Here is a 13,595-nt window from a genome sequence, read left to right on the forward strand (position 1 = left end):
GTCGGTCTCCTACTTCTCGCCCGGTCGGGCGGCCTGGGTGGGAACGAGCGTGGGTATCTCGCCGGTCTGCAGCAGGGCTCGGGCTCGATAGAGCACCTTGAAGGCCGCGACCCGTGCCGCGACGTCGGGAACCACGGGGAGGGCCAGATCGAGCGTCACTTCGGTGCCGAGGTCGAGGGGGGCTTGGGCGAACCGGACGACGGCAAGATCGGTGCCTCCGTCCACTCGCGCGAAGCGCACGGTGTTCCCGTCCTCGGAGCGGGTGGTCTCGACGCTCGGGTCGTGGCCGGACCCACCGTCGTCCGAACCGCTGTCGAGTGTCCACACCACGACGTCGCCCTCACCGGGAGAGACCGTGGCGACGTCACCGAGCACGGACGACAACCGCTCGGTGTCCAGCCACAACCCGCGAGCCGTGGGGATGTCGACCGCGATCGTCAGCGTCACCGGCCCTGCCGGCTCCGTCTGGCCGCGACCTGTGACCTTCTGGACGGCCGGGCTGCTCAGGGCGGTCTCGGCCGCCGCCTTCACTGCGTTCCGCGCTGTTTCGACGATGCTCACGTGCACTCCTCGGGTCTGCGTGAGCCCCGCATACCCGGCGATCGTGGCTGAAAACACGGCCGCATCGTTGTTGTCGCGTTCACGTGAGTCGTCGTTCGGTGGCTGCCGCTCTCGGTGGCGCAGTGCCGCGAACTCTCTCTCCGGCCGTCCTTGACGCTCAGATCAAGCAGGAGTCGGGCATCGGGCCGGTTTGACCAGTCCCCGCAGTCCTCGACGACCTGCGCTCAGGTACGGAATCCGGTGCCATTAGCGGTGATCCGGTGGAGCTGATGCTCGCCGGCTACAACGCCGGCCCCGGTGCAGTGCAGCAGTTCGGCGGCATCCCGCCGTATGCGGAGACGCAGAACTACGTCACCACCGCCACCGCCACCGCCGGCGACTACGACTTCGCCCGATGACCCGCCAAGGAGCACCCGTGTTCGACACCCACCAACGCCGAGGCCCCACCGCCGCCAACCGTGCTCGCAGCCCGAACCTCTGTCCCGCATCCAGCCTCCCGCGGTCGAAGCGACGAGACCTGCCGGTCTGCGCAGTACCCGCCCGAGCGAGGGCCGCGCTTTAATTCATCAGTGAGCACAGCAACGACGGCCCGAGTCACACTGAGCCGCATGAATGCGCGCCTACGGGCCTTTCTGACTGGACCCGAACCGATAGCGTCCGCGCCGCAAATGGGTTCGACAGTCACTCTCCCTGCCATCGAAATGGTGCACGCGACGATAGAGCGCACCCTTGATTCTCAGGAACGCCGCGTCACCAGTATCGACCAACGCGGCGGGGTGCTCCTCGGGTTCGCCGGCCTTCTCGTGGGCATCGTCCTACGCAACCCTGCTGGTGTCGCGGTTCTGGAAATCATCGGCGCCGCTTTCGCCGGCGCCGCTGCGATCACTGCCGCTCTTGTGATTGCACCCAACACCGCATCCGGCCTCGACCCTCTGGTGGTGCTGGAGGAATACTCCGCGCTCGACGAGGACACGGGCCGGTTCGAAATCGCGTCCACGCTAGTCTCGATCTACCAGGAGACCGAGACGCGCCTCAAGAAGAAGCTGTTCCGGCTGCGTGTCACCACGACGTTCCTCGCGATCTCTGTGCTGGTGCTCTTCATCGCAGCTATCATCGACCTGTAGAGGAGGCGAGCATGAGTACGACGACGACAACGACACCGCCCAGCGAGTATGACGCTTCGCGGCCAAGAGTCACCGTGCGGCCGAACCCTCGGCTCGTCGGAAACTACGAAGGCAGCACGCGCACCATCGAGGCCGTCCGTAGACGGATCGAGGGCCAGACCCGCGCTGAGACACGTGAGTAATCGCGGGCAGCCCGCTAACCGGGGGCAACGACAAGAGCCGCCTGTTCAGACTCCGGTGGCCCGAGCCGAGGGAGTGTCCAGCGAGGGTCGCCCGGTTGTGCGCGCGCAACCGAACGAGCGTGCCATCAGGAGCATTACAGCTGGATCCAACCCGCGCGGTGTTCGCTCGTTCGAACGCCCGGATTAATCTCAGTGTGAGTAATCGGCGTTTACGGTCCGTCCCGCGCGTCCGGTGCTGGTAGCAGTCTCCGATTGCATCCCCGACCGACGTCAACCTTCTACAGTTGACAACTTGCTCAAGAGCTCATCGAGTTGCTCCTCCAGACTACGCAGCACGAAGTCGCATAGTACGAGGAAGTCGGCCATGTTGTCGGGAAACGCGTACCCGTCGAGCCCGTCTCTGGTGTGCGTGAGGCCGACCGGCCAGCGATCACCGAGGGCCTCTGCTGTGGCCGTCTTCAGAGCGTTGGCTTTCGCACCCAACAGGATGTCCGGCCAATCGAGTGGGTTGTCGTTGGGATTGCGAAGTCGGTCCAGGCCATTCGCATGGATAACAGTTCTAATGCGGTCGCATCTTCGATTTATTTGTTCGCACCGATACTCGATTTTCTCTCTGGTTGTACTGCTTTGGAGTTCTTCTAGACTGGTGAGGGTCATGTTGCTACCGCGCGCCATGGCAGGAGCTCCTGATTGGAAACCCCTTCGGCTGAGGATGATTCCGCGGTCTGCTCCCACGTCAGACACGATCGTCGCCAACGTGGCGACCGTTGCCTTCGGTACGGCGCGATTCCAGAACTTGCATTCGACCACCCAGAGGAAGTCGACCCCTGCTCGGCTCCCACGAACGGCCACATCTACCGCGTGCTTTCCGCGCACACCGTCCAAGCTAACGTCAGTTTCGGCGGACAACCCCAACTCCCGATAATGCTCCGCGGTCGCTTCTTGATAGCTCTTCCACGCGGGCACCATGTGCTCAGACTATCTTTCCCTGCACGCACAGCGGCGACCGTATGAGCGCGCTTGCAGCTCGTGCAGTCGCGCCTCACCTAGCGGGTCGTTCGACAGCAAACTGCTACTTGAGCAGCCGCCACCATGACCCGATCGCGTCCAGGTCCGCCGACATGGCAGCAACCAGGTCCGCGCGTCTGGCATCCGACGTGACGCGGCCGTAACCGGTTCCGAGGGGAACCTCGCGCGGTTTCTTCAGCGGGGGCATTGACCACGCCTCCGTCATCTGTGGGCCCGCCTCGCGCTGCGCCGCGTGTGCAAACTGGTCGTACGCGTCGGAAACAGCCTTCGGTGCGTGCAGTTGGAGCAGCGCTTGGTGGTGCGAGACCGCGGTCTTGCAATCCGAAAGTGCGCTGGACAGCGCAGACCAGTTACTGGGGTCCTTCGTTTTACGCCGGATGCGATACGGGCCTTCCAGATACGCCTCGACTGCGCCGATCGCATTTGCGTACAGGTCAGCCCTCTCGCTCCTGCGGGTCACTTTTCGTTGGATGACGTAGCCGACCACCGCGACCAATGCTGCCAGCGAGGCCGCGAGAAGCGTAGCGGCGGAGCCCGTCCAATCGGTCCCCTGACCTGCACCCTGCATGCACTTCCCCGCACAATCACCGAGGGTTGTCATGCTGCATCGTCGGCGATGCCGTGCTCGGCCTCGGCGCCCAGCCAGATGCCGCCGCCATCGTGTCCCCCGGTTGCTCGCCAGTGCGCCTCGTATCCCAAATGATCGACAACGAGGTCGAGCAGATCCAGCAGGCCTTTCTCGCTCGTCCACCGTTCCGCGGGTGGGTCATCGGGGTAGTACATGCAGAGCGCATCGTCCATCGGCATCCGGTGTTTCGAGGGGAGACCGCGTTGCGCCCAGACTCGGGGATAGTCCTGTGCAAGCAGACCGTAGGTGTCGTAGGACGGCTCGGCGTAGAACACGACCGTCGCTTCGACCAGGTCGTTCGGCCCGAACACATCCAGCGCGACCCGGTACTCCAAGGCGTGAGGTCCTTCGGTGGCCCGCAATTGCCGCCCGAACTCCTTGCGGGCAGCGGACTCGAGATGGATCCGCCATGCCGGGCGCGATCCGTACCAAGGTGCGGGCACCGCCACCCTCCTGTTCAGTCGAAGCAGCGTTCGCCAGTCCGCGGGTCTGTAGTCCGGATGCCCGGGACGGAGCGCATGCAGTGTTCTCAACCCTTTGGAGCTCACTCGCTGATTACGCGGAGACGGCGGCCTAGCTCCGACTCTGCGGCGCGACCGACGATCGGGAGAGGCACTCACGGTGCCCACGATCTAGTCGGCGTCCGGCTCCGGGTCTGCGGCCGATCGCCCACGGACAACCGAGACGGCCGCGCCGCTCTCATGTCGGCGGTCCTCTTCAGCTGCTGAGCGGTGACCTCCTTGGCCTCCGGTGGTGGGAGCATGTCCTTGTCGTTGAAGAAACTAGAAAGCGCCTCGACGGCGAGAACGTTGTAACCGTCCTTCTCGTGGGTGATGGCCTCGACGAGCTTGTCCTGCGCCTTCCTCAGTTTATCGACGAGCTCGGACCGATCACCCGGGACGCCGATTGCGCCGGCCACGTTCGCGGGGTCAGGAGTGTCTCTCCACGTGAGGTCGTCGATGGCATGGTCGAACCACGCCAGCATTCCTTCGAGTTGGTTCATCGAGTCAGCGAGGCTGTCCAGACCCAACGCTTTGACGTTCCAGCTGCACAGCGGCTTTGAATGCCGGCGGGACCAGTGCTTGAGGAGTCGGACGGTGCGGGAGTAGTTGTAACCGCTGCTTTTGGCAGCAGCTCGGACCAACGTGGTGTGGGTCTCCGGAGCGGAGCGGTCCCAGGTGTCGTAGTGCGGAATCCATAGGCCCGCCCCCGTCCCGTCATCGAGCGCGACGATTACGTCTGCGCTGAAGTCGGTAACGTCCGGATCCACTGGGTCTCCGAACGAGACGTACACGGATCGCTTCCGTCCGTTCACATACACGCGAAGATTGGGAAACTCGCTCTTGTGTGCAGCTCGTATCGCTGCAGCAGCTCTATTCTGCAGCTCGGCCGGTCCCTTGCCGAGCGGGCCATAGACACCGTCGGGGTTCGGAATGACGATGCCGAGATCGATGTCGGTCAGGGGGGTGAGTGCGTCGCCGTGGGCGATCGACCCGTTGACATACGTTCGGCTGTCCGCGCCGAACTCGGCCTTCAAAGTGCCGGCCAGCAGATCCCTTCGACGCCGCGCTTCATCCAGCTCGTCATCGTTGACCTGAATGCGCTCCCGCGCCTCCTGGAGGACTTGCAGCAGTGTTTGCTTCGAGCTCGAGCTTGCGAGTTCGATTCCGTCGGTTGCACTCGTGTACTGGTACATAGCTCTCCCACCGTCGGAGGCAGCGGGTGGATGCGCATATTTTGACGTGCACCACACTCGAGGTTACGTATGCCGAGAACCGCCAAGTTCAGCCGGTGACCCCGAGTTCCGCTGCCCCGGCAGATATTGAATCGGGGTCATCGGTCTGCTCTGAAACGCTACACCTAGTGTCCGACAGTGCAAGGCAACACAACACTTGGTGTTACAGCATTGGCATTTCGGCCTCTTGCACTTCTCTCGTCACGGTGCCGCCAGGCCCCTTGACCGAAACCGACCGCCGCTGCGTGGTCGGCGACTCGACGGTTTGGCTCGCCGGTGTTGTCCGAGCGTGCACTCGGTCCCGACTTCGATTGGATCGGCCTGCACGGGCCGTGGAACCCGGCGCCAAACCGAGCGACGTCGACCGCCTGACCGTAGCCAGGCTCTCACCGCGGCCCGCGCGAATTACAATCTCGGTCAACCCATGCCAGCACGCCAGCCCGACGACACATCAAGGCTCATCCGCATTGCGGCCCGCAACACAATACTTCACCATCCGCGTTCCGCTCGCACAATGAGTGTTGAACCAGCCGTCTACAGCCGGTGTGCCGCCGCCAGTCCGACGAAATGATTAATGCTTACATGTAAGGATTCAATTTCGTGCATGTTCTGCATCGTTTTCCGGAGGAACGGTGTCACGGGGCCATTCAACGCCAAAGACACAAGCGCCCTCCAGTATTGTTGCTGCCCTACGCTGATACCTGTTCGACCGTCGATGAGGGTCACGGTCGAGCGTCCATCCAACACGACCGTGGTCTCTGCGCGTTCGCATCGCGCGGGACAACCGGGTCGTGAGCTGGCCGACGCTCACAGTGAGGCCCTTCATTTCGAATATTCGCAGTAACACTCGGATCACCCGCGAGGCGTACGTCCGTGCCCGCGCCGCCGCCGTCCGGGCCGTGACCCGCCGCAGTCTCGACGAACGCACCACCCGCACCGAACGCTCTCAGCGACGCGAATGGTCAGGTGCGTGCGCGCTCGCCCCGGCCGCCACCGACGCCTCGATCGGCAGGCTCGCCGCGTGCGCCGGCGCCGCAGCGGTGGTCGCCGCGACAGCCCGCGCCGAGATGGACACCGCACCGTCGGAACATGCGTTGATGGCGTCGATGCGCGCCGACGCCTACGAATCGGCCTGGCACGAGCGCCTGGTCGACTCCGGTGTCGACGTCGACCACCTGCGCGCGGACTTCAACTCCGGCACCGACGCCCCGACACCTGAGCCGGCGGGCACTGACGCACTTGAGATGCTGCTTGCCGCGGAGTTCGAGACCGCGTCGCCGAGGACGGCCTTGAAGCTGTCGTCGAACCGTCCTGTGAGCCGGTGACCCGCGCCGAGCTTGCGGCTCCGCCGGCCGGTGCCGCGGCGACGGGCCAGTACCTCGACAACAGCGACGACGTCGCCGACATCATGGAACTCAACCGCACCGGGTCTCGAAACCTGGACGACGGGGTGGACCTGTGATGGCCAAGAACGCCGCAACCGCCCGCGGCGCGGGCACACAGTCGTCGATGCCCCCGCTGGTCGGAATCTTGGCGCTGATCGCGCTGCTGCTGGTGTCCTACGGGGCACTGTGGGCCGGTCACGTCGCCGCCGGCACCGGGGCTCTGGTGCCGGGCGATCTAGTCTAGGCGCTGATCGAGGTCGCGGCCGGCTCCCTGACGTGGCCGACTCTGTCCACCGTCGTCCTGGTCCTGGCCGCAATCTTCGTCGTCGCAGCATTGATCGGCATCGCGGTCGACCGCCGCGGGGTAGGACCACGGCGGTCGACGCCAAGGCCAAGCTGATGGCGTCGCCATCGGAGCTGACCGGCGTCACCGGCAATCAGGCCCGCACCCGCGCACGTCAGCTCCGCCCCGACCTCGCGATGGTGAAAACACTGTCCGACCGGGACACCGGAGCGGTGGTGGGGCGCACCGTGCGTGGCCGGGAGAAATTGTTCATGTCCTGGGAGGACATGCTGTTCTTCCTCGCCGGGCCTCGTATGGGCAAGGCGGCGGCGTTGGCGATCGACATGTTCGTGCAGCCGCGGGCACGCATCCACGAGACGGACCACGTCATGAGACCACCGCGCAAATGCACTGTCCAGTTGCATGAGCGTGGTCGAAAACTACTGAGACAACCGCGAGAACTCATCTACTTCGAGGAGATTCGTGGCCCGGGCACAACCCGCGATCGGGTTCAGCTCGCCTGTCGAGCACCCTCGTCGTGCTGGGGCGGCGGTACGGATCCGAGTGCCCACCGGATCGCCGTCGTGACGGCCATTCCGCTGGCACGCACTGCCGTCGCCTCGGTGAGCGGCAGGTAGGGGAGCCGGAGAGGAAGTCGCGTCCACCAGGGCATCATCGACACCGCCACCGTGGACAGGAGCCCGTAGGCCGGCCGCACCGCGAGCGGAATCGGCGGGTTGAGCAGGATGAAGCGCGCGGTGCTGCGTGCCGCGGCGGTGCCCTTCAGTTCCGGCCGGTACAGGGCCAGCATCTCGTCGAGTTCGGCCACCGTCTCCGGAATGTCGACCGCTCCGAGCCCCCTCGCGACCCAAGCTGTCTCTCGCACGTACGCATCACGGCCGGCAGCGTCGAGTGGGTGCGCGCCGTAGCGGTCGTGCGCACGGAGGAAGCTGTCGATCTCGGCGACGTGGACCCAGCGGATCAGGTGGGGGTCCGACGCCGCGTAGGGACGACCGTCCGGCGCGGTACCGGTGATGCGCTTGTGCACCGCATTGACGATGCGGATGGCTCGGTCGGCGTCCTCGATGGTGCCGAACGTGGTCTCGGCGAGGAAGGTGCTGGTGCGCTGCAGGCGTCCCCAGGGGTCGCCGCGGTATCCGGAATGCTGGTCGACCGCCGCCATCGCGAGAGGGTGCAGGGACTGCAGCAGGAGAGCGCGCATGCCGCCGACGAACATCGACGCGTCGCTGTGCACGCGATGCACCGCGGAGTCCGGGCCGTAGCGTCGGGGTCCGGTGGAGAGGTGGATGCGGTCGCGTCGTGCGGGACCCTCGTCGCCCGCGATGCGAGCGAAGATGGTCTCGCCGACGCGCTGCTGGACGGAACTGAGAGGGTTCATCTCTCCAGTGTGCGCTCGCGCGACGATCAGCCGACGGAGACAGTTCTCACCAGCGCCGCGACTCGCCGGGGCTGATCGATCATGGCGTGGTGGTGCGACGGCGACACCACGGCGAAGCGGCCGCCGAGGTAGCGGGCCAGTCGCTGCTGGCGGCGGAGCCACTGCGCTCCCCACGGCGTCCGGCGTCCGGTGTGCGCCGCGGCGACGACGACCGGAACTGCCGGCATCGGCGTTCGACGGCGAAGACGATTCAGCTCGATCGCCAGGTCGACGTAGACGGCGTACTCGACGGTCGCCGCTGTCAGGTAGGACGGTCGGCGATAGATGCGACGCAGGTCGTCGATCCTCTCGGGCGCATAGCCGTCGGGGGGGATCGCCTGCGTCAGCACGTGCCTGACCGCGTCGGCCAACAGCCACTGCACGCCGATCGCCGAGGCCACCCGCGCCAGCGCACGAGCGATCGGGATCCGGACAGCAGGAGGAACGAGAGCCCCCGGCCGCTTCTCGACGCTCGCATCGAGGAGCACCAACCCTGCCGTCCGCTCAGGGAACAGGCGGGCGAATGCTTCGACGTAGAACCCCGCCATCGAGTGGCCGACCAGGACGACCGGATCGTCGATGCCGAGCGCGTCGAGCACCGCCTCGATGCGTCGGGCTTCCTCGTCGACGGTGGGTACGCGACCGGCGGGAAGGGGCTCGCTCTCACCGAACCCGGGTCGGTCGATGACGATGCTTCGACGGCCGGCGTCGGTCAGCAGAGCGGAGACGTCGATCCAGTCGTGCCACGTGGACGCCAGGCCGCCGCACAGGATCACGGGCGGGTGATTGAACTCCTCCGGCCCCGCCAGGACTACGTGTACCGACGTCCCGAGGACGTCGACGAACCGTCCATGGCTCGGTTTCATGTGAAACATTCCAGCGTTCACGTACGGGGTTTGGCGAGCGGAAACGCCAACGTCTCCCGGATGCTGCCGCCGGTGATGAGCATGACGACGCGATCCACACCCATTCCCAGACCGCCCGTCGGCGGCATCCCGTGTTCGAGGGCCTGGAGGAAATCTTCGTCGAGTTCCATGGCTTCGGGGTCACCGCCCGATGCGAGCATCGACTGCTCGGTCAACCGGGCTCGCTGATCGACGGGGTCGGTCAGCTCGCTGTACGCGGTGCCGAGCTCGACACCCCACGCCACGAGATCCCACTTCTCGGCGACACCGTCGATGCTGCGGTGCGGACGGGTGAGGGGCGACATCGACGTGGGGAAGTTGGTGTAGAACGTCGGGAACTCGGTGAAGTCCTCGACGAGGTGTTCGTACATCTCCTGGGCGACCGCCCCCTTGTCCCACGTCGACTGATACGGAACGTCGTGGAGGTCGCAGAGCCGCTGGAGCTCCTCGAGGGACGTCTCGGGTCCGACGTCTTCTCCGAGCTTCTCGGCCACGGCGCCGTGCATGGTCTTCACCGGCCACTCGCCCGAGATGTCGATCTCGGTCATCGTTCCGTCCTCGGCGGGACGGTGGATGATCTCGCGGCCGTGCGCGGCGACAGCAGCTCGCTGAATGAGCTGACGGCACAACACCATTGCTTCTTCGTAATCGCTGTGCGCCTCGTAGGCCTCGAGGATCGTGAACTCGGGATTGTGCTTGAAGTCCGCGCCCTCGTTGCGGAACACCCGACCGATCTCGAACACCTTCTCCATACCGCCCACACACAGTCGCTTGAGATACAGCTCGGGCGCGATGCGGAGATACAGGTCGAGGTTGTAGGCATTGATGTGGGTGAGGAACGGAGCAGCATTCGCCCCGCCGTGGATCTGTTGCAGCACAGGTGTTTCCACCTCCATGAAGCCGCGCTCGCCGAGGGTGTCACGAAGCGACTTCACGACGGCACTGCGGGCGCGCATCAACTCGCGCGCGCGAGGGTTGATCTCCATGTCGACGTACCGCTGGCGGACCCGCGATTCGGGATCGGTCAGGCCGCGGTACTTGTCGGGCAACGGATGCAGCGACTTCGCGTTCATCCGCCAGTCGGCGACCAGCAGAGCCAAGGCGCCGTTGCGGCTGCGTCCGACCACGCCGGTGCAGGAGATCAGGTCACCCAGATCGAAGTCGGAGGCGAACTGCGTCAGGCGATCTCGCCCGACACGCTCGCGGTCGAGCAGGATCTGCAGGTCACCGCTCCAGTCGCGGACCAGGCCGAACACGACGCCGCCGTAGTCCCGCACCCGCAGCAACCTTCCCGCGATCCTCACCGTCGTCCCCTCGGGTGACCGGGACGCGTCGACGATCGTGTGTGTCGGTGGGTGCGCTGTGGGATACGCGTCGACACCACTGCGGGAGATCCGGTCCAGCTTGGCCAACCTGACGCGCACCTGCTCGGGACGTCGGGGTCCGGCGTGATCGACGGCGGCGACGTCGTCGGGCTCACTCCCGTCCGCGTGCAGCGAGCCGGCCTCGAGCAGCGCGGCCGGAACTGCCTCGCGGGTTCCGGTGTGTGCCTTCGCACCCAGGCCCGGCAGAGTCAGGAATCCTTCCGCGATGGCCGACGCCGTGCCCACCTTGGGCAGGTCGCGGTTGTCCTCGAAGCAGAGGTACCGGGGCACCCACTCGGGCTGGTACTTCAGGTTCGATCGGTAGAGGGCCTCGAGCTGCCACCATCGGGAGAAGAACACCAACGTCGAACGCCACAGGCGCAGAACGGGTCCCGCGCCGATCCTGCCACCGGCCTCGAAGACGGATCGGAAGACCGCGAAGTTCAGCGAGACCTTGGTGATCCCCACCGTGTCGGAGCGCGCCGCCAGTTCGGACACCATCAGCTCGACGGTGCCGTTGGGCGAGTGCGGGTCTCGGCGCATCAGATCCAACGATGCTCCGTTGCTCCCCCAGGGCACCAGGGACAGGGTGCCGACGACCCGGTCGTCGTTCAGCACCGCTTCGACGAGGAGGCAGTCACCGTCGAGCGGATCGCCCAGGCGACCGAGAGCCATCGAGAACCCACGCTCGGTCTCGGTGTCGCGCCACTCGTCGGCCCGCTCGACGATGGCCGGCCATTCCTCGTCGGGGATGTCCCGATGCCGACGGATCCGTACCGTGACGCCTTTGCCTTTCGCGCGATTGACCGCCTGGCGGACGGGCCGCATCTCCGGCCCGTTCAGGGCGAAGGACCGCGTCTGGAGAATCGCTTCGTCACCGAGCTCGAGGACGGTCAGACCGGCTCTCCGGAACGCCGCGGCACCGGTCTCGCTCGCCCCCATCACCGCCGGGGCCCATCCGTACTGCGACGACATCTCGAGCCATGCCTCGATCGCGTGCGGCCATGCTTCCTGGTGCCCGATGGGGTCACCACTGGCCAGGCAGACGCCCACTTCGACGCGGTAGGTGATCGCCGCTCGTCCGTTGGGGGCGAACACGACCGCCTTGTCACGACGCGTCGCGAAGTAGGCCAACGAGTCGTCGTTCGCCGATCGAGCGATGAGCCCGCGCAATGCGGACTCGTCGGTGCCTGTCAGCGCGTTGGTCGCCCGCTGCGACCTGAACAGCGTCACCACGGCCGCTGCGAGAGCGAGGAAGGCGAAGAGGCCGAGGAGGAAGTTCAGGAAACCGTGAGGCCGCCCGCTGAACTGCTCGTTGTCCACCAGAGCGAGGCCGGCCACCCTGTTCAGTGACCAGAGGAACGTCTCTCCGCGGGGGAGGCTGCCGGGAAAGGCTTCGAGCAGCGCCCATCCGATGAGGATTCCGATCACCAGACCCGCGGCGAGCACGCCGATCGCCTTCCAGCCGGCACCCCGTCGAACCTTGGTGTCGAACTCCGGGCGTGCTGCGATCAGCAACGCGACGACCGCCACCTGCAGGGCCAGCCCGATCCACGACCCTGCGCTGCGGACGTCGTCGACGAGGGTCAGGACGTTGACGACCGCGGACGCCGTTCCGTACAGCACCGCGATCCTCCAGGCGATCCGCTTGCGCGTGGAGAGGGCGGCGGCGACCAGTGCCAGCACCAGTCCGTACGACAGGCTCGTGTCCGGCGCATCGATGACGTAGGCGTCGATCCACTCCCGCGGCACACGCACGAGGGCGCGTAGTGCCGGCGACAGACTCCACAGCAGGACGATCGTCGCGTAGATGCCCAGTGCCAGACCCACGTGGTGCGGAACGTTGCGGAACCGGCCCTTGTGGCGCGAGCGTCGGTCCGCCTTGGCGACCCGCGTCGCGTCGGACAGCGGGGATGCCGTCTGGGTCGTGGACATGTGAGCTCCTCCTGCAGCGCGGCGTGCGAAGACAACTATGCAACGACTTGTCCCACGGCGCGTGCTTGTTCCGGTGACGTCGCCCGGGGAACCGGATCGCCGTCGGGTTCGTTGGCGGGACAGCACCGGTCCAACAGGACTTATCGGTCGAAAACGACGAAGGGATTCATCACCATGGGCGTCAGCTTGACCAAGGGCGGCAATGTCTCACTCACCAAGGCAGCACCGAACCTGACGGCCGTGTCCGTCGGACTGGGGTGGGATCTGCGGACCACCACGGGAACCGACTTCGACCTCGACGCCAGTGCGATCGCCCTGGGACCGGACAAGAAGGCTCCGGGTAACGAGTACTTCGTCTTCTTCAACAACCTGAAGACGCCCGACGGTTCCATCCAGCACACCGGTGACAACAAGACCGGTGAGGGCGACGGCGACGACGAGGTCATCGACGTCGACCTGGCCGCCGTGCCGTCCACCGTGGACATCGTGACGTTCCCCGTCTCCATCTACGAGGCGGACGCGCGCTCGCAGTCCTTCGGCCAGGTGCGCGGCGCGTACATCCGCGTCATCGACAAGTCGAACGGCACCGAGTTGGCCCGCTACGACCTCACCGAGGACGCCTCGACCGAGACCGCGATGGTCTTCGGCGAGCTGTACCGCAACGGTGCCGAGTGGAAGTTCCGCGCAGTCGGCCAGGGTTACGCCTCGGGTCTCGCGGGAATCGCACGGGACTTCGGCATCACCGTCTGACCTTCTCGCGGTCGGCCCTTCGCTTCATGCGGACGAGGCCGGCCGCGGCGATGGCCACACCGACGACCGCCAGCAGGTCGGACTCGGTGATGCCGTGGTAGCGGGTGAACACGACCAATACCCGCCCCTCGAGCGGGCCGTTCAAGAACACCTCGGCCACCGACGCGGTGAGCAGTGCGACGACCGACAGCGCGTTGGGGCGCGCAAGGCACCACGCGGACGCGGCGAACAGCGCGTTCAGCACCACGAGCGAGTGGAAGATCTGGTTCATGCGGA

Annotated in this window: 14 protein-coding genes and 1 pseudogene; 6 read left to right on the plus strand and 9 right to left on the minus strand. The window is 65.9% G+C overall.

What is annotated here, in order from left to right:
* Positions 1-9 precede the first annotated feature (9 nt).
* Positions 10-561 (minus strand): hypothetical protein, encoded by a 552-nt coding sequence (locus RU01_RS05475; RefSeq protein WP_156148797.1) that lies wholly within the window; start codon positions 559-561, stop codon positions 10-12.
* Positions 562-806: 245 nt separating this feature from the next.
* On the opposite strand from RU01_RS05475, the pseudogene RU01_RS22760 reads away from it, so the two are divergent.
* Together RU01_RS22760 and RU01_RS05480 are read left to right on the plus strand one after the other, a co-directional pair.
* Positions 807-959 (plus strand): annotated as a pseudogene (locus RU01_RS22760) (lytic transglycosylase domain-containing protein); the annotation flags it as partial.
* 210 nt (positions 960-1,169) lie between these two features.
* The gene (locus RU01_RS05480) at positions 1,170-1,685 is read left to right on the plus strand and encodes a hypothetical protein (protein WP_156148799.1); all 516 of its coding nucleotides are present in this window, start codon (positions 1,170-1,172) and stop codon (positions 1,683-1,685) included.
* A gap of 452 nt (positions 1,686-2,137) precedes the next feature.
* On the opposite strand, the gene RU01_RS22040 is transcribed toward RU01_RS05480, so the two are convergent.
* From RU01_RS22040 to RU01_RS05500, 4 genes are all read right to left on the minus strand, one after another.
* Positions 2,138-2,836: a restriction endonuclease gene (locus RU01_RS22040; RefSeq protein WP_052493133.1), complete on the minus strand. Its 699-nt coding sequence runs from the start codon at positions 2,834-2,836 to the stop codon at positions 2,138-2,140.
* Positions 2,837-2,939: 103 nt separating this feature from the next.
* A complete protein-coding gene (locus RU01_RS05490) occupies positions 2,940-3,497 on the minus strand; it encodes a hypothetical protein (protein WP_042573503.1) in 558 nt (185 codons plus the stop codon).
* Positions 3,494-3,967, minus strand: coding sequence for a hypothetical protein (locus RU01_RS05495; RefSeq protein ID WP_156148800.1), 474 nt, complete (start codon positions 3,965-3,967; stop codon positions 3,494-3,496). Before RU01_RS05495 ends, RU01_RS05490 begins: the two co-directional genes overlap by 4 nt.
* 173 nt (positions 3,968-4,140) lie before the next feature.
* On the minus strand, positions 4,141-5,220 hold the full coding sequence (locus RU01_RS05500) for a hypothetical protein (RefSeq protein WP_052493134.1): 1,080 nt from the start codon (positions 5,218-5,220) through the stop codon (positions 4,141-4,143).
* A 938-nt stretch (positions 5,221-6,158) separates the two neighbouring features.
* Between RU01_RS05500 and RU01_RS05505 the strand changes: the two genes are divergently transcribed.
* The 3 genes from RU01_RS05505 to RU01_RS22770 are packed head-to-tail and all read left to right on the plus strand — an operon-like array spanning position 6,159 to position 6,888.
* A complete protein-coding gene (locus RU01_RS05505; protein ID WP_042573505.1) occupies positions 6,159-6,584 on the plus strand; it encodes a hypothetical protein in 426 nt (141 codons plus the stop codon).
* A complete protein-coding gene (locus RU01_RS22765) occupies positions 6,581-6,721 on the plus strand; it encodes a hypothetical protein (RefSeq protein WP_156148801.1) in 141 nt (46 codons plus the stop codon). The genes RU01_RS05505 and RU01_RS22765 overlap by 4 nt, the downstream gene beginning before the upstream one ends.
* The gene (locus RU01_RS22770; RefSeq protein WP_156148802.1) at positions 6,721-6,888 is read left to right on the plus strand and encodes a hypothetical protein; all 168 of its coding nucleotides are present in this window, start codon (positions 6,721-6,723) and stop codon (positions 6,886-6,888) included. The genes RU01_RS22765 and RU01_RS22770 overlap by 1 nt, the downstream gene beginning before the upstream one ends.
* Positions 6,889-7,438: 550 nt before the next feature.
* Here RU01_RS22770 and RU01_RS05510 read toward each other — a convergent pair.
* The 3 genes from RU01_RS05510 to lysX are packed head-to-tail and all read right to left on the minus strand — an operon-like array spanning position 7,439 to position 12,569.
* Positions 7,439-8,326, minus strand: coding sequence for an oxygenase MpaB family protein (locus RU01_RS05510; protein WP_042573506.1), 888 nt, complete (start codon positions 8,324-8,326; stop codon positions 7,439-7,441).
* A 26-nt stretch (positions 8,327-8,352) separates the two neighbouring features.
* Entirely contained in the window at positions 8,353-9,231 is an 879-nt protein-coding gene (locus tag RU01_RS05515) for an alpha/beta fold hydrolase (RefSeq protein WP_231568603.1), read from the minus strand.
* A gap of 17 nt (positions 9,232-9,248) precedes the next feature.
* A complete protein-coding gene (gene lysX, locus RU01_RS05520) occupies positions 9,249-12,569 on the minus strand; it encodes a bifunctional lysylphosphatidylglycerol synthetase/lysine--tRNA ligase LysX (RefSeq protein WP_042573508.1) in 3,321 nt (1,106 codons plus the stop codon).
* 174 nt (positions 12,570-12,743) lie between these two features.
* Between lysX and RU01_RS05525 the strand changes: the two genes are divergently transcribed.
* Positions 12,744-13,319: a TerD family protein gene (locus tag RU01_RS05525; RefSeq protein ID WP_042573509.1), complete on the plus strand. Its 576-nt coding sequence runs from the start codon at positions 12,744-12,746 to the stop codon at positions 13,317-13,319.
* On the opposite strand, the gene RU01_RS05530 is transcribed toward RU01_RS05525, so the two are convergent.
* Complete coding sequence (locus RU01_RS05530; protein WP_042573510.1) at positions 13,309-13,590, minus strand: hypothetical protein; 282 nt, start codon at positions 13,588-13,590, stop codon at positions 13,309-13,311. The two genes, RU01_RS05525 and RU01_RS05530, sit on opposite strands and share 11 nt — an antisense overlap.
* Positions 13,591-13,595: the final 5 nt, after the last annotated feature.

The sequence above is a fragment of the Rhodococcus sp. MEB064 genome, from assembly GCF_000834565.1.
GTDB lineage: Bacteria > Actinomycetota > Actinomycetes > Mycobacteriales > Mycobacteriaceae > Rhodococcoides.